At 39.9% G+C, this 23,288-nt stretch carries 19 protein-coding genes; 5 read left to right on the top strand and 14 right to left on the bottom strand.

The features are described from left to right. Nucleotides 1-1,173, bottom strand: a complete 1,173-nt coding sequence (locus tag MKY84_RS06220; RefSeq protein WP_342528683.1) for an acetyl-CoA C-acetyltransferase — start codon at nt 1,171-1,173, stop codon at nt 1-3. 27 nt (nt 1,174-1,200) lie between these two features. Further along, the gene (locus MKY84_RS06215; RefSeq protein ID WP_342528681.1) at nt 1,201-3,585 is read right to left on the bottom strand and encodes a 3-hydroxyacyl-CoA dehydrogenase NAD-binding domain-containing protein; all 2,385 of its coding nucleotides are present in this window, start codon (nt 3,583-3,585) and stop codon (nt 1,201-1,203) included. Nucleotides 3,586-3,770: 185 nt separating this feature from the next. On the opposite strand from MKY84_RS06215, the gene MKY84_RS06210 reads away from it, so the two are divergent. Genes MKY84_RS06210 through MKY84_RS06200 form a run of 3 tightly spaced genes read left to right on the top strand, consistent with a single transcriptional unit; the run spans nt 3,771 to nt 5,112 of the window. Further along, nucleotides 3,771-4,091, top strand: a complete 321-nt coding sequence (locus tag MKY84_RS06210) for a thioredoxin family protein (protein ID WP_204591941.1) — start codon at nt 3,771-3,773, stop codon at nt 4,089-4,091. Nucleotides 4,092-4,100: 9 nt separating this feature from the next. Beyond that, nucleotides 4,101-4,556: an STAS domain-containing protein gene (locus tag MKY84_RS06205; RefSeq protein ID WP_342528678.1), complete on the top strand. Its 456-nt coding sequence runs from the start codon at nt 4,101-4,103 to the stop codon at nt 4,554-4,556. Nucleotides 4,557-4,605: 49 nt separating this feature from the next. Then, nucleotides 4,606-5,112 carry a hypothetical protein gene (locus MKY84_RS06200; protein WP_342528676.1) on the top strand — a complete coding sequence of 169 codons (507 nt, stop codon included), beginning with the start codon at nt 4,606-4,608 and terminating at the stop codon, nt 5,110-5,112. Here the strand turns inward: MKY84_RS06200 and MKY84_RS06195 are convergent. Beyond that, nucleotides 5,104-5,970, bottom strand: coding sequence for a 5'-3' exonuclease (locus MKY84_RS06195; protein WP_342528675.1), 867 nt, complete (start codon nt 5,968-5,970; stop codon nt 5,104-5,106). The genes MKY84_RS06200 and MKY84_RS06195 overlap by 9 nt on opposite strands. 90 nt (nt 5,971-6,060) lie before the next feature. On the opposite strand from MKY84_RS06195, the gene MKY84_RS06190 reads away from it, so the two are divergent. Beyond that, nucleotides 6,061-7,275, top strand: coding sequence for an FAD-dependent oxidoreductase (locus MKY84_RS06190; protein ID WP_342528674.1), 1,215 nt, complete (start codon nt 6,061-6,063; stop codon nt 7,273-7,275). Between the two features lie 50 nt (nt 7,276-7,325). Here MKY84_RS06190 and MKY84_RS06185 read toward each other — a convergent pair whose 3' ends face one another. From MKY84_RS06185 to MKY84_RS06155, 7 genes are all read right to left on the bottom strand, one after another. After that, entirely contained in the window at nt 7,326-8,654 is a 1,329-nt protein-coding gene (locus tag MKY84_RS06185; protein WP_342528672.1) for a PQQ-dependent sugar dehydrogenase, read from the bottom strand. A gap of 143 nt (nt 8,655-8,797) precedes the next feature. Then, on the bottom strand, nt 8,798-10,120 hold the full coding sequence (locus MKY84_RS06180) for an ISL3 family transposase (RefSeq protein ID WP_342528670.1): 1,323 nt from the start codon (nt 10,118-10,120) through the stop codon (nt 8,798-8,800). A 241-nt stretch (nt 10,121-10,361) separates the two neighbouring features. Continuing rightward, on the bottom strand, nt 10,362-12,002 hold the full coding sequence (gene merA / locus MKY84_RS06175; protein WP_342528668.1) for a mercury(II) reductase: 1,641 nt from the start codon (nt 12,000-12,002) through the stop codon (nt 10,362-10,364). Nucleotides 12,003-12,026: 24 nt separating this feature from the next. Next, nucleotides 12,027-12,419 carry an Hg(II)-responsive transcriptional regulator gene (gene merR / locus MKY84_RS06170; protein ID WP_001863748.1) on the bottom strand — a complete coding sequence of 131 codons (393 nt, stop codon included), beginning with the start codon at nt 12,417-12,419 and terminating at the stop codon, nt 12,027-12,029. Between the two features lie 285 nt (nt 12,420-12,704). Further along, on the bottom strand, nt 12,705-12,857 hold the full coding sequence (locus MKY84_RS06165) for an alcohol dehydrogenase (protein WP_204591951.1): 153 nt from the start codon (nt 12,855-12,857) through the stop codon (nt 12,705-12,707). Between the two features lie 187 nt (nt 12,858-13,044). Next, nucleotides 13,045-13,167: a hypothetical protein gene (locus tag MKY84_RS06160; protein WP_342528902.1), complete on the bottom strand. Its 123-nt coding sequence runs from the start codon at nt 13,165-13,167 to the stop codon at nt 13,045-13,047. A 32-nt stretch (nt 13,168-13,199) separates the two neighbouring features. After that, complete coding sequence (locus tag MKY84_RS06155) at nt 13,200-14,267, bottom strand: P1 family peptidase (RefSeq protein ID WP_342528525.1); 1,068 nt, start codon at nt 14,265-14,267, stop codon at nt 13,200-13,202. A 169-nt stretch (nt 14,268-14,436) separates the two neighbouring features. Here MKY84_RS06155 and MKY84_RS06150 point away from each other — a divergent pair, with 169 nt between their 5' ends. Next, the gene (locus MKY84_RS06150) at nt 14,437-15,156 is read left to right on the top strand and encodes a 3-ketoacyl-ACP reductase (RefSeq protein ID WP_342528523.1); all 720 of its coding nucleotides are present in this window, start codon (nt 14,437-14,439) and stop codon (nt 15,154-15,156) included. A 147-nt stretch (nt 15,157-15,303) separates the two neighbouring features. Here the strand turns inward: MKY84_RS06150 and MKY84_RS06145 are convergent, their stop codons facing one another. From MKY84_RS06145 to MKY84_RS06130, 4 genes are all read right to left on the bottom strand, one after another. Continuing rightward, on the bottom strand, nt 15,304-15,435 hold the full coding sequence (locus tag MKY84_RS06145) for an alcohol dehydrogenase (RefSeq protein WP_342528520.1): 132 nt from the start codon (nt 15,433-15,435) through the stop codon (nt 15,304-15,306). A 212-nt stretch (nt 15,436-15,647) separates the two neighbouring features. Next, complete coding sequence (locus MKY84_RS06140; RefSeq protein ID WP_342528519.1) at nt 15,648-17,390, bottom strand: DUF1998 domain-containing protein; 1,743 nt, start codon at nt 17,388-17,390, stop codon at nt 15,648-15,650. Next, the gene (gene drmA, locus MKY84_RS06135) at nt 17,390-20,716 is read right to left on the bottom strand and encodes a DISARM system helicase DrmA (protein WP_342528517.1); all 3,327 of its coding nucleotides are present in this window, start codon (nt 20,714-20,716) and stop codon (nt 17,390-17,392) included. Before drmA ends, MKY84_RS06140 begins: the two co-directional genes overlap by 1 nt. Then, nucleotides 20,713-22,437: a DEAD/DEAH box helicase gene (locus MKY84_RS06130; protein ID WP_342528516.1), complete on the bottom strand. Its 1,725-nt coding sequence runs from the start codon at nt 22,435-22,437 to the stop codon at nt 20,713-20,715. Before MKY84_RS06130 ends, drmA begins: the two co-directional genes overlap by 4 nt. Nucleotides 22,438-23,288 lie beyond the last annotated feature (851 nt).

Below are 23,288 nucleotides of genomic sequence, written 5' to 3'. Positions count from 1 at the left end.
TTATAGTAATTCAAATACGCCTGCTGCTCCCATACCGCCACCAATACACATTGTGACAACACCGAATTGCTTTTGTTGACGTTTCAATTCATGAATCATTTTCAGTGTTAAGACTGCCCCTGTCGCTCCAAGTGGATGACCAAGTGCAATCGCGCCTCCATTGACGTTTACTTTCGTTACGTCTAAGTTCAGCTGACGAATAATTTGTAGAGATTGTGAAGCAAATGCTTCATTCAATTCCCATACGTCGATGTCTGCAATAGAAAGACCTGCAAGCTTCAACGCTTTTGGAATCGCTTCTACTGGTCCGATCCCCATAACTTCAGGAGCAACTCCTGCTGTAGCAAATGAACGGAATTTTGCGAGTGGCTTCAAGCCTTGTGCTTCTGCCACTTCACGGTCCATGACAAGTAGTGCTCCAGCGCCATCTGACGTTTGAGAAGCGTTCCCTGCAGTCACTGTACCGCGCACGTTAAATGCTGGACGTAACTTTGCAAGTGTCTCAACAGATGTGCCTTCACGGACACCCTCATCCATTTCAAATAGATGTGTTTTAGTCTGTTGTTTATTTTTGTCGTCCACAAAGTGATGCGTTACTTCGACTGGAACGATCTCATCTTTAAATTTGCCAGCTGCAATTGCTGCTGCCGCACGCTTGTGTGACTCTACCGCAAAAGCATCTTGGTCTTCACGGCTTATGCCGTATTTCACAGCTACTTGCTCAGCTGTATGCCCCATCCCCATGTAATACTGAGGAGCCGTTTCGGCAAGTGTAGGGTTCAAGCGAAGTGTGTTACCCGTCATCGGGATCATACTCATCGATTCGACACCACCGGCAATAATGGCTTCTGCATGGCCGATCATGATGCGTTCTGATGCGTACGCAATCGACTGAAGACCTGAAGAACAGAATCGATTGATTGTAATAGCTGGAGTTGTATCAGGAAGTCCTGCAAGCGCTCCAATATTACGCGCTACGTTCATTCCTTGTTCTGCTTCTGGCATTGCACAGCCCATGATCAAATCATCGATAGGCCCTTCATACCCTGCACGTTGTAATGTTTCTTTGACTACGAGTGCTCCGAAATCGTCAGGACGCACTGCGGCTAAGGAGCCTTTTTTCGCTTTCCCGATTGGGGTACGAGCTCCTGCTACTAATACTGCTTCACGCATTGGTTGTTTCCTCCTTTAGACGTTCGGTTAGTTACGAAGCGGCTTTCCTTTAACGAGCATATGCTGCATACGCATTTGTGATTTTGGTTCTGCTACTAAACTTAAGAACGCTTCTCGCTCTAAATTTAATAGGTATTCTTCGTCAACGAGTGTGCCGTATGGAACTTCTCCACCAGCAAGAACGTAAGCAAGTTTTTTGGCAATCTTCATATCGTGATCACTGATATAACCTGACAGACGCAATCCTTCTGCCCCAACTAACATAGTTGCGTAGCCTGGTGCACCTGATACCGGAACTTTTCCACGGATTGGCGCTTTGTAGCCTGTTTCATATAAGTGAAGTGCTGCTTGCTTCGCGTCATACAACAAGTGATCAGGATTTACGCTGACACCATCTGCATGGTTCAAGAAGTTGTTTTCACGTGCTTCTTCGCCAGAAGTCGATACTTTCGCCATAGCGATTGTTTCAAATACAGTAGTCGCGACTTCAACGTAATCCACTTTCACGTTATTCGGTAGAGAACTTATGTGCTTGATATAAAGCTCTTTGTTTCCTCCTCCACCTGGAATTAGACCAACACCTGCTTCGACTAGACCCATGTAGGTTTCGCTAGAAGCTTGGATGTGTGCAGTTGGCAGACAAACTTCTGCTCCGCCGCCAAGTGTCATGCCAAATGGTGCTGCGACAACTGGTTTAGAAGAGTATTTAATTTTCAGCATCGCTTGTTGGAACATGCGAACGATATAATCGAGTTCAAAAATATTGTCATCTTGTGCTTCCATCAAGATCATTCCAAGGTTGGCACCAACACAGAAGTTTTTGCCTTGGTTCCCGATCACAAGCCCTTTAAAGTTTTTCTCCACTTCATCTACGGCAAAGTTGATCATCTGAAGAATGTCAGGACCAATCGAGTTTGACTGGGAATGGAACTCTAGAAGAGCAACTCCGTCTCCAAGGTCAATAAGGCTTGCACCACTATTTTTCTTGATGACACCATGCTTCTTTTTATACGCTTTTAAATCGATCGCTTTATCGTTTGTTGGAACTTTTTCAAACCCTGTTCCTGTAAAGAAGAGAAGTTCGCCCTCTTCTTCTTTATAGAAGGAGCTGTGGCCTTGATCGAGTAAAGCTTGCACAAATGCAGGAATCTCGTGCCCTTCTTCTTTCATTTTCGCAACAGACTTTTCAACGCCGATTGCATCCCACGTTTCAAACGGTCCTTGCTGCCAGCCGAAGCCCCATTTCATCGCTTGGTCAATCGCGACGATGTCATCGGCAATCTCACCGTGTAGCTCAGCCGAGTAGCGAAGTACTGGATTGAAAATGCTCCAAAGAAGTTCTCCTGTGCGGTCTTTTGCATACACTAGAGTTTTTACTTTGTTCGCTAGGCCTTTTTCTTGTTTCGCCATTTCTAGTGAAGGCGTTTTCAATTTTTTCACTGGCTCATAATCCATCGTTTCTGGATTCAACTCAAAAATTTCTTTATCTTTCTTTACGAAGAAACCTTGGCCAGTTTTCGCCCCCAACCATTTGTTTTCAACCATTTGCTTCATGAAAGCTGGTGGGTTGAATACTTCTTGTTCTTCACCTGTCGACTTGTCGTAGACATTTTTCGCAACGTGTAGGAATGTATCCAGTCCAACCACGTCAAGTGTGCGGAAAGTCGCTGATTTCGGACGTCCAATTGCAGGTCCCGTGACAGAATCCACTTCTCCTACCGAGTAGCCACGGTTCAACATTTCGCGAAGCGTGACAAGTAAACCGTAAGTTCCAATGCGGTTCGCAATAAAGTTTGGTGTGTCTTTTGCAAGAACAACGCCTTTGCCTAACACGTCTTCTCCAAACGTTTTCACAAACTCCACAACTTCAGGTTTAGTAGTGGAAGCAGGAATCACTTCAAGTAATTTCAAATAACGTGGTGGATTGAAGAAGTGCGTACCAAGGAAGTGACTTGCAAACTGCTCACTGCGTCCTGCCGTCATATCTTCAATGCTGATACCGGAAGTATTAGATGTTACTATCGTGCCAGGTGTCAATACTTCATCGATACGTGCGAACAAGTTTTGTTTCACTTCTAAGTTTTCGACGATTACTTCGATGATCCAGTCTACGTCTTTTAATTTTTCAAGATCGTCCTCTAGATTTCCAGGTGTAATCAATTGTAAGTTGCGTTTTGATGTCAATGGTGCCGGTTTTTGTTTAAGTAACTTTTCAAGAGCTCCCGTTGCAACGGAGTTTCTGAATGCTGGTGTATCTTTCGTCCATCCTTTTTTCGCATCTGCTTCAGATACGTCGTTTGGTACGATGTCAAGCAAGTATGTCGGAATGCCACTATTTGCAAGATGCGCCGCAATACCAGAACCCATAACTCCCGATCCGATGACAGCTGCTTTTTTAATTTGATATGACACAAAGATGCCTCCTTCTATTTTGAATGAATACTCATTCATTTTAGCGGTAAAAAAAATAGAACCGTTGTCCTTGTTTCTAGTGTAGAACATATTTTAAATTTTCGCAATACTATTGTGGTTGCTTTCGATTTCTCTTTTCTGGGGTTTCATGTAAACTAGAGGTACTAGAAGAAAGGGTGTCGAATATGGAACCAATTAAAACAGTAGAACAATTCAATGAAGTGATTCATTCCGGGAAAGAGGTACTCGTAAAATTCCAAGCTGGCTGGTGCCCGGATTGCCGTCGTATGGACATGTTCATTGATCCAATCGTAGAGGAATACAATCAGTATACGTGGTATGACGTAAATCGTGACGAGCTGCCTGAAATTGCAGAGAAGTATGAAGTCATGGGAATTCCAAGCTTATTAATTTTTAAAGACGGCGAAAAGACTGCTCATCTTCATAGTGCGAATGCGAAATCTCCACAACAAGTAACTGATTTTTTAGAGTCTGTAAACGAATAGGAGATCACTATGACTACTGAACAAGAGATTCTTGAACTGAAAGAACAGTTGGAGTACTATAAATCGATTGTCTATAACATGTCGTCTCCTATCATTCCTTCTATTGTATCAAAAACCATTTTGGTTCCAGTAGCAGGCTATATCTACAGAGAGCGCTTCAACAATATTGAAACGGAAGTTCTAACCTATATAGCAGAGCATCGAGAAGTCGAAAATGTGGTTTTTGATTACACAGGTGTATCTACAGATGATGTTTCTAGCTTTGATTTTAATGAACTTGCCCTCGCAATTTCCAATTTAAATAGCTCATTAAAACTTATGGGGATGCGCCCAATTTATGTTGGTTTCAATCCAAAGTTGATCCAAGAAATCGTCCGCGCCGGCGTGCATGTGGAGATTGAGACGTATCAATCGTTCCGCAATGCCCTACAAGGTTTATTGAACGAAGAAAGCGGAAAATTATAATGTAACTACAGCGTACCCATGTGGTGCGCTTTTCTTATGGAGGGATTTGATGAAAACAGTACTTCCTTTTTCGGGGATGTCCCAATACGATGACTCTGTGGCACCCGAACTTCGCTCTTCTGCTTGTGGTCCTGTAACAGCGCATTTACTATTGAAACATGCTGGCCTTCCTGCCTACTCGGTCAATGAACTGTATCAGTCACTTCGTGGAACCCGCATCGGATTATTTACATTTCGCTTCGTAAAATTTCTGAACAAGTTATTGCCTTCTGATTGGCGCGCAGAAAAATGCACATTGCAAGAAGCGCTAAATGAACTAAAAAAAGGACGGCCAGTAGCCGTCAAGTTTGATAAATATTTTTCATTTCAATTTCGTTCAGAAACATCTTTCTCCTATCACTGGGTACCGATGACCGGTTTTGTTGTAAATGATGGCGAACTGTTTTTACTTGTTCATGATAATGGAGGCCGCGGACGTGAAAGTAAACTCCGTCGCATACCATACGGTCCGAATCATAAAATCGTGACGTTTGTAAAAATTGCGCCTTTACAGTAGCTGACGCAAGACTTGCTTGTAGCCATTGCTCTCACAAAACTCTTTTGCTGTGTAAGGAACTGCTTCCCAATATAAATCGTTCAGTTCCACTTCAATTGGTACATCATTTCGAATAACTGCCAACTGCTTAGAGATTGCTAGAAGCTCTCCCGCTTCTTCAATCTTTTTTCGTTGACCCGGTTTTAACTCCTCTTTTGCTGCGAGCACACCGTCCACACTTCCATAGGCTTGAATGAGTTGAAGTGCGGTCTTTGGCCCAATGCCTTTCACACCAGGATACCCATCACTGCTATCGCCCATAAATGCTTTCACATCTGGAAATTGGTGCGGCTCGATTCCAAACTCTTCACGGAATCGTTCTAAATGATACGAGTCATAAATCGAGAACCCTTTTTTCGTGAATTCAATCGAAACATCCGGAGTTAGAAGTTGAAGAAGGTCTTTGTCTCCAGAAACGATAGTGAACTTCCCTTCTCCTTCCCACTTTTTCGTCACGGATGCAATTGTATCATCTGCCTCCATTCCCACGACGCCGAGGTTGACCCACCCAAGCTGAGCAGATAATTCTTGTGCCATATCAAACTGCGGAATCATTTCTTGAGGCGGTGCTGGACGATTGATTTTATAGCCCTCAAACAACTCATTACGGAAAGTGTGCATTCCTTTATCCCATGTAATGACGACGTGAGATGGAGTAAAAATCGAGCGGGCTGTCAGTACATGACGCGCAAATCCTTGCACGGCATTTGTTGGAAGACCTTGTTCGTTATAGAAAAATTGATTGGACATAGCTGTCGCAAAGAATGAACGAAACAATAACGCCATTCCGTCGACTACTAAAATATGTGGCTGGTGCATGGAATTCCTCCTTTATGTATACCCTTAGTTTAACGGAAGATACGACATGGGTATAGTGGGTCTATCAACCTATAAAAGGAGACGCGACTAATGAACATACATAACGGATCGCTGTACTGGCCACAAACAACGCCACCATTCGAACCTCAAGAGGTACATGAACGCTTGGAAAGCTACGACATCGTGATTGTCGGCGGCGGAATGTCAGGCTCGTTGACTGCCTTTCAATTTATGAAAGCCGGGAAATCGGTGGCAGTTTTAGATAAACGTCAATTTGGCTCGGGAAGCACGAGTGCAAATACGGGATTGCTTCAATATTCCAATGACATCATGCTCCATGAGCTGATTGAACAAATCGGTGAACCAGATGCTGTACGATTTTACGAGATGTGCTTAGAGGCGATGGATCAACTAGATGAAGTGGCTACATTATTACCTGTAAGTGCGGATTTCATTCGTCGTCCAAGTATTTGTTACGCGAGTGTTGAAGAAGATGTAGCTAAGCTTCAAAAGGAATATGAAACACTAAAAGCTCATGGCTTCCCTTGTGAATACTGGGACCAAACAACTGTCGAAGCCAACTTGCCGTTTTCAAAACCCGCTGCACTCGTCACGTACAAAGACGCGGAAGTGAATCCGTTAAAGTTTGTACAAGGCGTTCTTGGTGAAGTCGAAAAAGGTGGCGGCCATCTGTTCCCCTATACAGAAGTAGAGGACGTCTTCGAGCAAGCAGACCACTTGGAAGTCCGGACATCTAACGGAACGTTTCATGCAAAAAAAATCGTTTACACAACAGGATATGAAACAGTACCAGTTGGCAAACGAATCGGTGCGGATATTAACCGGTCATATGCGATTGCCACAAAACCGGTCGAGGATATTTCCGAATGGCACGAGCGTGCGTTGATTTGGGAGACGAAACGTCCTTATTTATACATGCGGTTGACGGAAGAAAATGCCGTAGTCGTTGGCGGTCTGGATGAAGATAAGCCGGAAGCGCCACTTTCCGATGAGTTGATTGCAGAACGTGGGCAACGGTTACTAGATGCACTCCATGAGCATTTTCCGAAGCAACAGTTTGAAATCAATGCGTGTTACGCTGCAAGTTTTGGTGAGTCCATCGATAATCTTCCGTTTATCGGGGAGCATCCGGCGAAACCAAATCACTATTATTTGCTAGGGTACGGCGGTAACGGGACTGTCTATAGTATGCTGGGTTCTTCCATGCTTGTAGATTTAGTGGACGGTGTGCCGAATCGGGATGCGGAGATTGTGCAGCTAGATCGGAAGTATGGTGTGAAATAAATAAATAAATAACAAAAAAGGAAATCGATCAACTCGATTTCCTTTTATAGTTAGTTAGCTGCAGACACTTTATAAATCAATCCACCATCTGTGATTGCAATCAGCGCGCCATCCTGTGTTACAAGAATATCACGGAATCGTTGCACTTCTTCAGACAATAGACGTTCTTCTCCAACAACAATGTCATTTTCAATTACAACGCGTGCAATATAGCTCGATGCTAAGCCACCGATGAACAAGTTGTTCTCCCATTCAGGAATGGCGTCATTATCATAGAAGGACATTCCACTTGGCGCACTTGTTGGATCCCAGTAATAGACGGGCTCTACAAAGCCTTGCGCTTCGTGTTCTGAAATACCATCATTGACTAATTCACCCGAATACTCGATACCGTATGAAACGGTTGGCCATCCATAGTTATTCGCTGGCTCAATAATGTTTAGTTCATCTCCAGCTTGAGGACCGAATTCAACAATCCATAAGTCGCCTGTTTGCGGATTGAAGTCTATCCCTTGAATATTACGGTGTCCATAGCTGTAGATGCCAGGAAGTGCATTTTCATCTTCAATAAATGGATTCGTGTCTACTGGTTCTCCATCTTGTGTAATATGAATGACTTTCCCTAAATACGCATCTAAATCTTGTGCGCGCTCGCGAATTGGATCATCTGAACGCTCACCCGTTGTTAAGAACAAGTTGCCAGCTTCATCAAAGGTAATGCGGCCACCATAGTGTAAGTCACCTTCATAGGCTGGTGTCGCTTGGAAAATCACCTCAAAACCTTCGAGTGCAGTTTCATCTTCTGATAAAACACCTTTCCCGACAGCAGTGACAGTTCCGCCTTCAATATCTTGAGAGAATGTTAAAAATACTAGTCGTGATTCGGCAAAATCAGGTGCTACGGTTACATCCAGTAATCCACCTTGACCTTCATTGTTTACTTCTGGCGTACCTTCAATTGGATCAGAAACAGCCCCATCTTCAAGGTTAACAATTAGAAGTTCTGCCGTATCTCTTTGTGTCATCAGGATGCGGTTTGGTTCAAACTCTTCCATACCCCATGATACGTCAAGTCCTTCCGCAATAACTTCCACATTAAGTTCTGTTTCAGTCGTTACTGCAGGTGCTCTTGTTTGTTCTGGAAATGCTGGTTCAAAGTCCGTAACTTTTGGTTCAGTTTCTGCTGAATCATCCGTACCAACTTCAGTACCTCCATCTGCATCCGCTTCTGTTGATTCTTCATTTGTCTCTTCTGTCGTAGCGTCAGAGTCATCCATGGATTGTTCATCTGATGTCTCGTTGTTGCTACAGGCTGCTAAGGTTAGTAACAAGAGCAGCATTGCGAAGAACATGAATTTTGACCACGAAACTTTCTTCATTGTAGTGCCTCCCTTATTCTAAAATAGTTTGTCTTGCTAAGAGTTTTATACCCTAAATCAAGCTATAATACTCCCTCGAATTAAAGATATCATAATTTCCCTTTAAAAATAATGGGTATTCGGATTTCATGGTGGAAAAGGGCTTATAAATCACCCTTCTCCAAATTCTTAATAAGTGTGGAAAAATCGACACCAAAGTTGTCTGTAATGTCGTGATCATTCACTTCATACCAATTGAAAGTATCGTATAACATAGCTTTATTGAAAGCACTTGAATTAAATCGTGGCTTACGCTTTTTATGGAGCTTCTCATTGAAAAGGATTTTGGCTCGTAAGGCATCAAACGAGTAACCTCTACCCATTCGCTCTACCTGCCTAATAATGCTGTTAATTGACTCCGTATAAGCGTTAGTGAGCCTTTTATCAAAGTAGTTGAATATTTCGACATGCCAGTTGTCTACGGCTCTCACGAGGTCTTTATATGCGTCTTTAGAGTTACTGGACATACAACGGTGTCTCCATTGACTATAACGAAGACGACCTTCATCTGGATCAGGAGTATCCCATATCCAGTAAAACTCTTCTTTGAGTTCATAGGCTTCTTTTAAAGCAGGAAGATTACCTAACCAAGTATCTAAGAGGAATGATTCACGTTCATTTAGATCGTGTTTACGCTTTAGAAGGATAAACCTTTCACGCATAAGGGTACGTCTTTCTTTTTGGCTCATATGGGCTTTCAAAGACTTTCTGACGTTATCTAAGGCTTGATTAGCCATTCTAACTACATGAAACTTATCTACGACAACTTTAGCGTGTGGAAGGATAGTGTTCACTGCGTCTTTGTAAGGCTTCCACATATCCATTGTGACGTACTCAATATAAGTCCTGTCACTGATTTCTGAAAGACGTTGGATGACTGTTTCCTTGTTACGGTTTGGCTTGATGTCATAAATAGTCCTGCGTTCAATATTAGTCAATACAAGCCGAGGTCTACGGATAATATGTATCTCGTCTATCCCAAGCCACTTAGGAGTTTCAAACTGGTATTCACGTTCTTTGAGTGCCACATAGTCCTTAAAAACGTTCCTAATAGTTTTCTCGTCAACACCAACGCTTTCTGCGACTTCTACAAAGGTCTTAGACATGGATTGCTCTTGAATGGACTTTAAAAGCCTTTTGGTCATACTACGCTTTTCATCTACAGATATTAGGCGTTCCCAGAAGGTAGATCTGCATTCACGACACTTGTATCGTCTACGGTTCAATTGTAAGCCCACTCGCTTTAAACGAATGGGCAAATCCATAATTAGTTGATTTCTTGAACTGTGTTTGTACAACTTGTCAAAACCACATTCAGGACAACGTTCAGGTGGTCCGACTGCTTCAACTTTAAATATCATATCGGTTTCATTTTCTTGTGGTGGTTCTATTGTTTTAATGTCTGGTAGGGATAATAAGTCTGACATATTGTTCATCCTTTATTACTCTGCGGTGTTAAGGTATCAATTATAGATTTGATGTCGAAATCATCAGTGTTAAATTATTTTTGTGACCACAAATGCACTTAGAAAATCCCTTAAAGCATTTATATAATGGGTGATCGCAAAATAGTGTATGAAATCTTTTGTAGACTTTGCTAAACTACTGCACACCTTTAGTACAGTATTAGCTGGTTCACTTGAATAGGGAGTTGTAAAAAAAGTTCCCTTAGCCTGCACAACAAGATAATTTCGAAACATCTTTATCGAACGTAAGTGCAGCTAATTTTAGCCCTTCAGCCATTGTTAAATATGGTGCTAGGGTTTCTGTTAAATCTTCTATCGTTAAGCCAAATTTAACAGCTAATGATGCTGCATAGATGACATCTCCTGCATTCTCAGATACAATATGAACCCCTAATACTTTTAGTGTTTCTGCATCTGCTACTAGTTTAAATACACCGGTTGTTTCACGGTTTACAATTGCTCTTGGAACAGCATCTAAAGGTAATACAGATGTCTTCACATCATACCCTTTCTCTTTTGCTTGTTCTTCTGTTAAACCAACCGTTGCAACCGTCGGATTCGTAAACGTAACAGCAGGAACTACCGATAAATCTATTTTTTTGTTTAATCCACCGATAGCATTATCAGTAATAATTCCACCTTCATAGGCTGCTACATATACAAATTGCGGTCCTAACGTCACATCTCCTGCTGCATAAATCTTTTCATTACTTGTTTGACCAAAATCATTGATCAGGATTTCATTATTTTTTCCAGTTTCAACACCTGCTGCACTTAAATTTAAAGAATCCGTATTTGGTTTTCTTCCAGTGGCAACAAGTAACTGATCTGATTCAATGACTTCTTTACTGCCATTTACTGTTATGTAAACCTTTTTTATCTCTCCACTTTGTTCAACACGCTCAAAAGTTGCCCCTTTGACAAGGTTTATACCCTGTTCAATTAACGCTTTTTCAACTGACTCTGAAATCTCAGGATCATACTCCTTTAAAAGTCGCTCACTTCTTTGCATAAGCGTTATTTCTGAACCTAAATGATGAAATAGTTGTCCAAGCTCCATTCCAATGTATCCTGAGCCAATTACAGTTAATCGTTTTGGTATTTTCTTTAACTCAAGAAGTGTTGTACTAGTTAAATAGTCCATTTTTTCAAGTCCTGAAATTTGGGGCAACGAAGGCGATGCACCTGTTGCAATTAAAAAGCGTTTTGCAGATAACTTTGCCCCATTGACCTCAACCGTACTAGCATCAACGAATTTTGCTTCACCTTTAATTAAATCAAAATTATATTCATCAATTAAATCCATATATTTTTGATTCCGAAGTTCGCTCACCAATTTATCCTTTTGCGTGATTAAACTAGCTAAATCCACTTCTCCAGCGGATGTTTGTAAACCTTTAAACGGATTGTCTTTTGATAAATGATTGATTTCCCCTGCCCTAAGAAGAGTTTTTGACGGAACACAGCCAATATTCACACAGGTTCCCCCAACCGTTCCACGCTCAATCATTCCAACTTTTGCACCGTATTCTATAGCTTTAATTGCCGAAGAAAAGGCAGCAGCACCAGAACCAATAATAAGAAGGTCATAAACGTCTTCATTAATTAACGCCACGTTTTCTAGTGATGATACTTCTTCAATTTCTCCGGCTTGGTAATTTGCTTCATCAATCGCCTTTATTGCACTTTCAACCTCAATATCATCGGGCAGTTCAAATACTGCTTCACCACGACGAAAATTAGACTCAATATTTTTAGCACCTATCTTTTCAAGTGCTGATTCTACGTGTTTTTCACAACCCGTACAAGTCATTCCTTGAATATTTACCTTAAATTTATTCATAAAAAAGCCCCTTTCGTTAATGTCTCATGTTAATGTTTCTATTATTGGACACGAATGTAATTGCTTTTCATCTGGACATCGTTGTTTTAAGTCGTCTAACATAGTTTCAATTCGTTTTAAATCCTCTATTTGTTTTTGCACTTCCTTTTGTTTTTTAGAAACAAATTCGAACATGTCTTGACAACGAACTTCATCTTTATCTACAACACCAAGTAATTTATAAATCTCGCTTAAAGAAAAACCAAGTTCCTGTATTCGTTTAATAAACCCAACACGCTTAACGTCATCATATGAATATATCCGATAACCAGCTTCCGTTCGGTGAGGTTCTTGTAATAAATTTTTTCTCTCGTAATATCTAATCGTTTCTTTATTAACTCCACATTTATCTGCAAACTCACTAATGCGATAAATCATCTTATTTCACCCCATGAATATTATAAACCGTGTACCATAGTACGCGGTCAAGTAAATTGGACTATTTTATTTTTCCCCAACGTATCACTCGTATGTGATTGATACTTTTATATAATACTATTGATTGTCCTAACATCCCACCAGAAAATCCGATTTAAACACCAGTTGTTTTTAAACTATTAAGAAAGTAATTCCACTATATATTCCGAAGACCCAAAATAATTATCTGCTTATATCTAAACTAAGAAAAAGCCACCTCATGAGTGAGCTGGCTAAAGGATTTTATTATTTATTCTCTTGTTTCTCTTGTTTTTTCTTTAAATAAGCTTCGCGAATTTGATCAAGCTTCTCTTTTTTATTCGAAACAGCTGGCTTCTTACCATCTTGATATTTCGCTGCCAGTGCTTTGCTTTTCTCATCTAATTGATATTTTCCCATTTTGGTCACCTACTTTTATCTTAAAAAGAAATTACTGTATCGTTCTAGTAAACCATTTTTAGTCAGTAAAGTACAGGGTTCGGCCCATTGTTTGTCTTTTCAATCATCTCATAATCAATATGTAAAAAGTGAATCCCAAACAACGTCATGTCATGCGTAGCATTCAAATGTCCGTTAGATTTCTTGATTATAAAGCGGAGGTAAAGCGCAAATCCCACTGCTCGTACAACTTCGGATTTTGACTATATTCCCAGACTTTTTCTATATCTTCTTGGATTTCAATCTCGACGTAGATTGGTTTTGCTGGCATGGGGTTCACATCGTTTCTTGGGTTAGTTGATTTTAAGGAGTGAGAGATATTCCGTATTTCTGAATTAAATCTTTAAACGCTGGTCTATGATTTCCGTCTCGCCCAATTACAGCTTCTGCAGTTACTAACGAGTTCAACACGGCTTCCTCTGTGGCTTCCCCAATGGCTCTAAATGCGATGTCTAGATCCTCTTCATGGACTTGCGGGACAGCCATTAGTTTTTCGGGTTTGTAATGTGGAATTTTTGTTGCTGTAGAAAACCCTATAATGATTTCTCCGCTTCCATGCGTGATGATTGAACCTGTTCGTGAAAGTCCGGTCACCGATCTTTTGATAATCCGATTTAGTTGTCTTTCGGAAACAGGAAGGTCAGTGGCCACGATAATCATAATGGAACCTTTGTCTTCTTCTTTATAAGAATCTTCTCTTGCTGCTTTCAGTTCCTGCCCAACAGCCTTGCCTTTGATCAGTAAGTCAGATAATATTCCAAAGTTTGATAAGACTAAGACGCCCATCGTGTACGTTCCATGACTCATGTTCATTATACGGGAAGCAGATCCTATCCCTCCCTTTAACGAATAACAGAGCATTCCAGTTCCCGCACCAACCGTCCCCTCTTCAAATTCAGAAGATGCATTTTCAAGTGCTTGGCGAACATGTTCCGGTTTCACTGATTTGGCTCGTATGTCATTTAAAAACATATCGTTGCATTCGCCAATCACAGGATTTACTGTGCCGGTAGTCTTTCCAATCTCCAGATTTCTCTCTAGCATGTAGTCTATGAGTGTATCAGCAGCTACGCCAATGCTTAAAGTGTTCGTCAGTAAAATAGGCGTCTCTAACGTGCCCAATTCTGTAAGTTGAATGGTGCCCATTGTTTTTCCAAAACCATTGATGACATGACTCGAAGCTATCAATTTATTTTCAAAGATATTTTCTGGATGAGGAAGGATGGCCGTTACACCGGTTTGTACATTTTTGTCACTGAGTGTCACCTGTCCTAACGTAACGCCTGCGACATCAGTAATTTTATTTAGTGGGCCGGTCTCCAGTTGGCCAATTATTACGCCATAGTCTCTGATTCGTTTTTGAGGTGGCATTTTATCTTCCTTTCTATACCATTCTTTAGTAAGTAGCGTATATGAAAAAAAGACAGGTAACAAGAGCTATTTCGTTAAGTCGCGATACATGCATTTCTTCTAGAAATCATCGATAATGAGAAAGTGTAGTAAAGTGGAATCTTTTATTCCCTAAACGAGGAGTGTTACCATGCAAACAATCAAAGGAAAGACAGCGATTATTACAGGCGGCGGACGCGGTATTGGCCGTGCAACAGCCATAGCGCTTGCTAACGAGGGAGTCAATGTCGGTTTAATCGGCTTGAATCAAGAAAATTTAGATAATGTAGCGAACGAACTGAAAGATACGGGTGTCGTAGTAGCCACTTTTTCTGCAGACGTGACGGACCTTGCTGCAATCGAGCAAGCAATCGAACAACTCAAAAGTGAACTTGGCGCAATTGATATTCTGATTAACAATGCTGGCATCGCAAAATTTGGAGGCTTTATGGATTTGTCTCCGGAAGAGTGGAAGAATATTGTCGACGTCAACTTGATGGGCGTTTACAACTCAACGCACGCTGTGCTACCAGGAATGATTGAACAAAGCTCAGGCGATATCATCAATATCTCGTCATCTGCTGGACAAAAAGGAGCTCCAGTGACGAGCGCTTACAGTGCTTCGAAATTCGCAGTCTTAGGTCTTACGGAGTCACTTGCCCTTGAAGTACGCAAGCACAATATCCGCGTAACGGCTATGACGCCAAGTACCGTGGCCACTGATCTTGCGCAAGAGGCTAACTTGATTACTGGCGACGTGGAACGTGTCATGCATCCAGAAGATCTCGCTGACTTAATTGTCGCAAGCTTGAAACTGCATCCACGTGTCTTCGTAAAAAGTGCAGGACTATGGTCGACAAACCCGTCTTAAACACAAAAATGAAGCAGACCCTTGATTATAGAGATGTGTACATGAACTGGTTTGACTAGAAATAGAAAACGGCATTTCCGTAAAGGAAGTGCCGTTTTTTGGTCTTGACGAGAGATAAGTTCTTTCGTTGATCTATTGCTGCTTCTCCTACTTCTTCTTCAAATACGCTTCACGAATCTGATCCAGCTTTTCTTTTTTATTTGAAACAGCTGGTCTTTTGCCATCTTGATACTTGATAGCGAGTGCTTTGCTTTTTTGATCTAATTGGTACTTACCCAATTAAAATTCATTTGGTGCCCACAAAATATACAGACACAACTCATCTTCACTCACCTAACAACACAGGAATGCGGCATCGAATTGTATATCTCCTGAATAGTCATGAATGTCGGAATTGTTTTGGGGCAGGCACCTTTATTTAAAATCCATCTCTCTTGAAGGTATTGTATGAGGCAATATCGATCTTACCGCTGTAGAAAGACTTTGTTTTACTACTCATCCAATAAATTATCAAAAAATCCAAATTTTTCATTTTGGTTAATATTTAGCAATGTACGACGGTCTAGTAATTGATTCCCCCACTCACATGATGTTTCTGAAACATGTGAGCAGCTATGACATGCCGCTGCATTTGCAGACAGGTTAAATTGGAATTTACCGTCAGAACAATTCGGATCAGATGAACAATATTGCATTCGTTCAATTGCTCTTAAAACAATTGGGTATAGCAACTCTGGCTTAGATAGAGCTGTTAAACCACCTAGACTACCTTCTGAATCACCTGATGCTGTATAAATAAATATGCCGTGCATCGAGCTATCTACATATAATCGTTCTTTTAACGATGTAGTGCCATATCCCGAATGGGCAGCTAATTCCTTAAGTAATGCATGGCTAAACGTGTGTAGTAAGACATGGCGCCCCATCAATGGCAAAGGCTCGTTATCAAATTCAGCACGCTGATGATTATATCTTTCAATAATGGCAGCTGTGATGGTTTCATTTTGTTCCCATAAAGCTAACTTTCTTGCATCAAATACAAAGAAAATGCCTTCACCAAAATTTTGCACAGCTGGTAGCCAATTTTGTTTTGGGTTCTGTATAATACGATTCATATGCACATCACCCTCTTCAAAACGATCGATATAATCTATACGACTAAACCCTTTAACTACCTGTATTTCAGGAACAGAATCCACACGATGAATAGCCGCAAAATACGATTGTAACTTTGGATGAATATCAATTTTCTCAGACTTAAATTGAATATTAGTTTCATTATAATATGGCTGTGACAATGTATTCCATTCTTGCTTTCGAATAGATTCGTAGCTTTGCTCTACATTTAAATCATCACCCATTAATAACCTTTCAAGATCAACATATGCATTTTGGGTAATATGGTAGCGCTTTGCTATTCTATCCAAAGCCTTTTCCTTATCACCTGCATCTAAATATTCCTCTCTACTAATTTCAAGTTCTGGTAAGATAGTGGCTAACGGATTGTCTCCTGTAGTTTCTGTTAATGGGACTTTTAAAAAGCTTAGTACATGCGGCGAATAAATATTAGATGCTCCTCGTAAGAAAGTTCGCATAGTATTTTTACACAACTTTGGTTGTTCATTCTCTAGCTCTTGAGTACGCTTCTTCTCTAACCAAGGTGATTCATTCGTGCAATCAAACAAATGCTTATCCTCATCATCTGGTTTCATAATTTTCCCTAGCGAACGAATTTGTTGGCAGTTATTACACTTAACAGCTAAATCAGATAATGAGCCACTTTCACTACTACGTAATAATTGCAGACTTGGTTTGTCGCAGCTCCCCCCTTTATGCACCCATTTGTCATAAGGGAAATCACTAATATGTCCAAAATTACATACTGTTACAAAACGACTTGGATAAAGCTTTACATCGCCCCTACCTGCTTTTTCACATGACCAACAGTGCGAATTATTAAATGTCGTCATTATCCCACATTTAGGGCAGATTTTCCACCGTGGGAATCTTACCGATTTAACTTTAATTTTATCTGTTTGTTCATTCAATATACGTACGTGATCGACTTTTAAATATTTTGTAATACGCTTATCAAAATCCTTTAGTGCTCCATGAGTAGCCCATAGATCTGCTGCTAAAACCATGACGCTCTCATCTAAAAGGTCGAGAATAGCACCTGGACCGGAATGATATATTAGCTGAGATGGGCGAATCTTTTCTTCATTATCTAGCATTATTTCTTCACCTCTATTTCAATTGTTCCTTCTACATTTCGTAGTGACATCATGGCTGGTTGGGTAACTGAACTTCTACCTTCTTCACCAAATTGGCGTAAAAGTGAGGGTTTTCTATTTTTTAGGTTTTTCTTATAACTTATTGTATTCGCATTAGGATAGTCCTCTACTGCCTGGTGCCACCATTCAAGTAATTTCTCAGTGGCCTGCTTTAATTCAGTCGTATCAATTTCCGTTGCGTCCGCACGTTTTAAAAATTGATCAATTATAGCATCTACTTCTTCCCTTCTGGAAAATTTATTAACCGCATTTTCTGCGCTTAATTCCGGAATCATTTGACGCAGCAACCCTACTACCGCACCTCTTAAGCCTTTATATAGTGCACCACTTGCAAAAGGTGTCACACTCATTGCTTCTACATGACGGTACAATGCCTGATGATATGCACGGAATTGTTCAAAGTGCGATAAATCTCGTGAGCGCATTGAATTCAAAGTTGTAATAACCAACCCTGGATATTTACGTCCTACACGACTTGTTGCTTGGATATATTCAGATGTCGTTTTCGGCTGGCCCTGTACGACCATAACACCAAGCCGGTCCACATCGACACCTACTGAAATCATGTTTGTTGCAAGAACGGCATCTAATGCATCTTTCTCCGCATACCCTTTTTCCATTTGAGCTAATAGTAAGGGAATTTCATACGCTTTTTTACGACTCGTCATTTCTTCTACTACTAATTCATGGTCAAATTCTTTTTTAGGATCTAAAAAATCTAATCTACTTACAATTTCATCCTGGAATGTTGTTAACATGCCTGAAAGCTCTTTTACCGTATTAAAATAACCAAGCATTGTATAGTAAGGATCCATCTCTTTAGACAGTCTTGAACGAGTAATCGTCGTCAAAGCAGCGAATAATTGAATAGCTTGGATTTTATTACTTACACCCGGAGAACACACACCTACATATAAACGACCAGGCTTTTCAGTTATAGCGACCTCATGAGCAACAAATGTATCGTTTTGCCTTTGAACAGCTAATGGGAATTGCAAATAATCTCTTCCATAGAGATGTAAAATTTGTTCCTTTGCACCTCTAATTGTGGCTGTAGATGCAATGACTTTTGCACGTTTTCCGCCATTTGACGTTAGTAAATCTACTGCCACTTCATACAGCCCTGTTAAAGACCCTAGTGGACCCGAAATAAGGTGTAGCTCATCTTGAATAATCAATGAAGGTGGTTTTAATCTTGATACTTTTTTATAACCACGCTTAGAGCCTTCTATTTTATAAGCAAAGCCCTTCTCTGGATGATATAAGTTCTTTCGTCCAAATAATTCGTGCATATCTTTCTTCCATGGTAACTGTGCTATTTTATCCACGGTACCAATTAATAATGTAGGAACATGTTGATAAATTGCTTCATCTACCGTATAAATCGGCAATTTTTTATAAAATAAACAAGATGGCTCATGGCAACCAATATGCTGTGTTTCACTATCACTAATCAAATAATCCTGAGGTGTTAGCTCGGTGCCACACCACGGACAGTTCAATAATTGCATTGGATTGCCACTTTTAACTTCTTGACCGTCCATTAACATTTTGAGCTTTTCTTTCGCTTCTTCTAGTTTATTGGGTGATGATTCTCCACCTATCCATAAACCAATACTAAACGGTAGCTCACCATATAACGGTACATTTTTTAAACGAATATCCTCCGCAGCACAAATAAGAGCTGCCGCGCGTTGGAATTGCTGTGTAGTCAACAAACGTAATGTGTATCGCATAAAAATTGTAATACCTGCGTAGCTACTAACATCATTTACATCACCGGCTAATCGACGGTGCGCCATAGCATATGCTGCAACTCCCAAGTAGGCCTCTGTTTTCCCCCCACCTGTAGGGAACCAAATTAAATCAACAACTTCACGGTCCTCATGGTTTTCATCTGATATGCCTGCTACATTCATTAATACGAAAATAATTTGGAATAAACGCCAGCTACCATTATAGACAGGTGCTACTCTCTTACCAGATGTTCTATATTGAACTGCAACAGCTGACATCGCACGCTGTTTAGACATTGCATCATTCGCAAATCGAAATGCCTTATTTTCTAAAGTATCATCACCAGCTACGACAAGAGCGATACCTTCTTTTAAGCGTGCAATAATTTTCTCAATCTGTTCAACATTGCGCTCAGCTTCTTGCTTCAAATGTAAATCTAAACCTTCAATATGCTCTTTTTGTAAAACTAACCACCGCTCGTAAAAATAAGGTAATTTTTCAAGTTTTTCTTTAAGCTCATTTAAAGGTAATTTACTTAATGCCTCCATCTCAAACGCTTCGTCTGGAATAGTCATATGCTCTACAACTGGAAGCTCATAAAATGGTAACCACGTCGTCATAATTTCCATCGTTTTAGATGATTCATGCCAATCTACGCCAACACCATGTCCTATTGCTACCTCTTTATACTCACGGTACAAAAGTTCATCGGCCACATTAAATCGGTCTGCTACCGAATGGAATGTTGCTACATCCTGTTTATTTACATTTACTTTCAATGCCGTTTGAAACATAATCTCGAATTGCTCAGGATAACTTTCACGAGTGTAGTTATTTAATAAGAAAATACTAATATGGTAAAGACCATTACGTTTAGTCCATGAATAATGTATTTGACCAGGGAATTGTTCATTAGAGTCCGCTTTCTTCTTGTTGTAATTTAGTTCACCTTTCTGCACATTTTCTTGCAAATCAATCTCCCATTCAAGCTGATGAGGTGTTCTCGCATGCGTTTTTCCTTCATACGTCGCCCAACTAGCATCAATTTTAATAGGATTTAAATTATTCATTTTGAAGCTAAAGCCCATGCTTGAAGGACGGAACATTTGTCTAGAGCTTAAACGATCTTCAACAGAATCCTCCTCTATGATAACGGCTGTTTCTATTCCTAGCTTTCTTTCATCCTCAACACTACCAGTAGAACCAAATGGTACAAGCTTTCCCGTTAAGTAGAGCTGCATCGGTCGTTTAAAGCTCCCTAACTCTTCATTTTCCTTAAATGGTCCAACTAAAAAGCGACTGAGTTCATTATGTACAGTTTTACGCGCTCCAATATAATCGGCGGATTCATTATTCGCTATGGCCTTAAGTGTAATTTTATCGTCTGTCACAACAAAAACATCCGAATACTCCTTGACGATCCTAAGCATTGTAGATTTTACTTCAAATAATATTTTAAAATCTTTTACAAACAGTTCTTGATGCTGCTGTAAGTAATCAAAAAGCTTTTTAGCTCCTGTTTTCATCATTTACTGCTAACCTCCTCTAATAATCGCCATTCCTCCGTAAAGCGTGAATATGCTAGTGGTTTACCATGCGTATGAATATTGGCTGAAAAATCAACAATCTTACAATTTTCTGTTCCACCAAATTTAGGTCCTCGAAGACCACGACCCACCATTTGCTCATATAAAACCATACTCGAGGTAGGTCTACAAATTAATAAATGATCAACTTTTGGGGCATCAAAACCCGTTGTTAATACACCATAATTAAATAAATACTGAATTTCTTTTTTCTTAAATGCCAGGATATGCATACGACGGATTGCTTTTGGTGTTTTGGCAGAAATACATGCTGCTTTCTTTCCTATTGCATTTAAAACTGTAGTTAAAAATTCAGCGTGTTCAACTGTACATGCATAAACTAATACTGAGCTATCTAATGGTATACCCAACATATAATCTATTATTTTTAGATTTCTTTCTCTGTTAGTAGACAGATCCCTTAAAAATTCACTAGAAACCTCACCATTTATAAACAGATCTTCATGCCATTCAATCGGTTCATCTTTGAATAATAGATATTGTGGCTTTGCTAAATAGCCCTGTTCCTGGAAATACAATAATGGATTTAATTCATACTCATCCTTTTCAGGTAATTTGGGGCGTATTAAGTTAGCCTGAAACTGCTCGACTAAAATATTTGTCTGATCCATATTTCGACCAGGCGTAGCTGTTAGTCCACAAATCGGGAATAAATCCTCCCCTACAATTCTCTTTGCATAATCGATTAAATCATTATAACTAGTCGCTGTTGCGTGATGAGCTTCATCAATAATCATAGCGCCACAATTTCTAATTATTTCCTCAAAAGCACTATCACCTGAATTAATTCTTGATACTATTTGTTGTATGCTTCCTACAACAACCCCACCTACTAAATCATCCAATTCAATTGTTGAGCCTCCAAAATAGCGATAAACTCTCAACGCATAAGCAAATTCTCTTTCTTGCCACATATCTGATATACAAGCTATCGCCTGTTCACAAAGTTCTTCCCCTTGTGCAATCCAGATCATATATTTTCCTTCTGCAAAGCGTGGCTGTAACCAATCGATAAAGCTTTCTACAGCAATTCGTGTTTTACCACCACCTGTAGGTAATGTAACGATACAGCGTGTTTTTTCTTGTTGTTGATTCAATACTTCTAGCATCTTTTGTTTTAAACTTTCTTGGTAAGGAGCTAATGGTGGAATTATTTTTCTTGGCTCGATGTCTGTAACAGCTGTTGCACGTTCAGTGCGATCATTTTCAATACCGGCAAAAACTAGTGGAAATTTTAATGTAGTAACAAAATCTCTTGCCCAGCGTTTTCCGGGTGACCATTTCTTAGTTGAAAGCGGAGTGGCCATGTAACCAGGTGAAGTAATCCTTCTTTTACTATCTGGATTTCTTTCATAAAGTGCTACTAAATCTTTTACATCTAACCTTCTTAATAGATGTAGTCTTAATTCTCGCACTGCCTCACTTGAACCCATAAATAACTCAGAGCCTTTTTGTACAACTAAAATTCTTGCAAGTTCTTTCTCTGTCAGCTTGTTTTCTCCTAATGTATCTAAAATAGAAGTTAGTTGATTATAATGCTCTTTACCTACTAAATCCATTAAAATTTTATATGGTATTTTATATTGATTGATTAATAAACTTACTGCTTGTTGAATCTCACTTTCGTATGGAAATCTAGCCATTCCAGCACCCTCTTATCTTTTTTATTAGGCTAATTATACCACCTTTAAACTTTAGGTTAGATGCAATAAAATTACAATTACCATACTATCCCAAAACAAAATACATGCCCGGTAAATCCCTTTACTAAAATGTGTTCCATGATTTTTAGAGAAGGTCAATAACTTCAAACCTAACACCCTATTTCACGTAAGCGCCTTCCCTGGTATGCATAAAGGTTAAAGAAGTATATGATTGTTTGGGGTATGGTGATATGCAGACAACCATGAACATTTATGCTCATGTGACTAATAGGGTTAATGCGGAGACAATAAATTGAAAAGCCATTCGACACTTATCCAACAAGAAATGCTCTAAGTAACTCAATATTAATGCCTGAATTCTTCGCAGAGTTTAAAGATAATACTAAATCAATCAAAAATGGAGAATATCAAGGTATATTCGGATTGAGTATGAAATTACATCAATTGATTAGAGACAGTAAAACGCCAAGGAATGCTCATGTTTTGCATTCCTTAGCGCTTTTCTTTACTGATTCAACTAAAATCCATTTGGTGCCTGTCCCACAAAATATACAGACACAATTTATCTTCATTCACCTAACAATACAGCCATGCGGCTTCGAATTGTATATCTATTGAATAGTCATGAATGTTGGAATTGTTTTTGGGACAGGCACTTACTTTAAATCCGGAGCCTGTCACAGCCACAATTCTAGATCGACAGTTGAAGAGCCACACTTCTTCGACGTTGTCTCGAACTGAGTCTCACCAACTGCCAGAATTGAGTTTAAAACAGGCACTTCCCCCGGGGTCTTGTCTTCTGGAGGAGTTTTCAAGTGAAAGAAAGAGGT

Origin of the sequence: Chryseomicrobium sp. FSL W7-1435, from assembly GCF_038595005.1 — a bacterium.
GTDB lineage: Bacteria > Bacillota > Bacilli > Bacillales_A > Planococcaceae > Chryseomicrobium.
This window is presented reverse-complemented; position numbering and strand designations above follow the sequence as displayed.

Excerpts from the sequence above, each read along its gene's own strand:
- merR (WP_001863748.1), bottom strand. The coding sequence starts at position 12,419 with ATGATTTATCGCATTAGTGAGTTTGCAGATAAATGTGGAGTTAATAAA.
- MKY84_RS06195 (WP_342528675.1), bottom strand. The coding sequence starts at position 5,970 with ATGCACCAGCCACATATTTTAGTAGTCGACGGAATGGCGTTATTGTTT.
- MKY84_RS06185 (WP_342528672.1), bottom strand. The coding sequence starts at position 8,654 with ATGAAGAAAGTTTCGTGGTCAAAATTCATGTTCTTCGCAATGCTGCTC.
- MKY84_RS06200 (WP_342528676.1), top strand. The coding sequence starts at position 4,606 with ATGAAAACAGTACTTCCTTTTTCGGGGATGTCCCAATACGATGACTCT.
- MKY84_RS06210 (WP_204591941.1), top strand. The coding sequence starts at position 3,771 with ATGGAACCAATTAAAACAGTAGAACAATTCAATGAAGTGATTCATTCC.
- drmA (WP_342528517.1), bottom strand. The coding sequence starts at position 20,716 with ATGATGAAAACAGGAGCTAAAAAGCTTTTTGATTACTTACAGCAGCAT.
- MKY84_RS06130 (WP_342528516.1), bottom strand. The coding sequence starts at position 22,437 with ATGGCTAGATTTCCATACGAAAGTGAGATTCAACAAGCAGTAAGTTTA.
- MKY84_RS06150 (WP_342528523.1), top strand. The coding sequence starts at position 14,437 with ATGCAAACAATCAAAGGAAAGACAGCGATTATTACAGGCGGCGGACGC.
- MKY84_RS06165 (WP_204591951.1), bottom strand. The coding sequence starts at position 12,857 with ATGGGAAAATATCAATTAGATGAGAAAAGCAAAGCACTGGCAGCGAAA.
- MKY84_RS06180 (WP_342528670.1), bottom strand. The coding sequence starts at position 10,120 with ATGTCAGACTTATTATCCCTACCAGACATTAAAACAATAGAACCACCA.
- MKY84_RS06205 (WP_342528678.1), top strand. The coding sequence starts at position 4,101 with ATGACTACTGAACAAGAGATTCTTGAACTGAAAGAACAGTTGGAGTAC.
- MKY84_RS06220 (WP_342528683.1), bottom strand. The coding sequence starts at position 1,173 with ATGCGTGAAGCAGTATTAGTAGCAGGAGCTCGTACCCCAATCGGGAAA.
- MKY84_RS06155 (WP_342528525.1), bottom strand. The coding sequence starts at position 14,267 with ATGCCACCTCAAAAACGAATCAGAGACTATGGCGTAATAATTGGCCAA.
- MKY84_RS06140 (WP_342528519.1), bottom strand. The coding sequence starts at position 17,390 with ATGCTAGATAATGAAGAAAAGATTCGCCCATCTCAGCTAATATATCAT.
- MKY84_RS06160 (WP_342528902.1), bottom strand. The coding sequence starts at position 13,167 with ATGCCAGCAAAACCAATCTACGTCGAGATTGAAATCCAAGAAGATATA.
- MKY84_RS06190 (WP_342528674.1), top strand. The coding sequence starts at position 6,061 with ATGAACATACATAACGGATCGCTGTACTGGCCACAAACAACGCCACCA.
- merA (WP_342528668.1), bottom strand. The coding sequence starts at position 12,002 with ATGAATAAATTTAAGGTAAATATTCAAGGAATGACTTGTACGGGTTGT.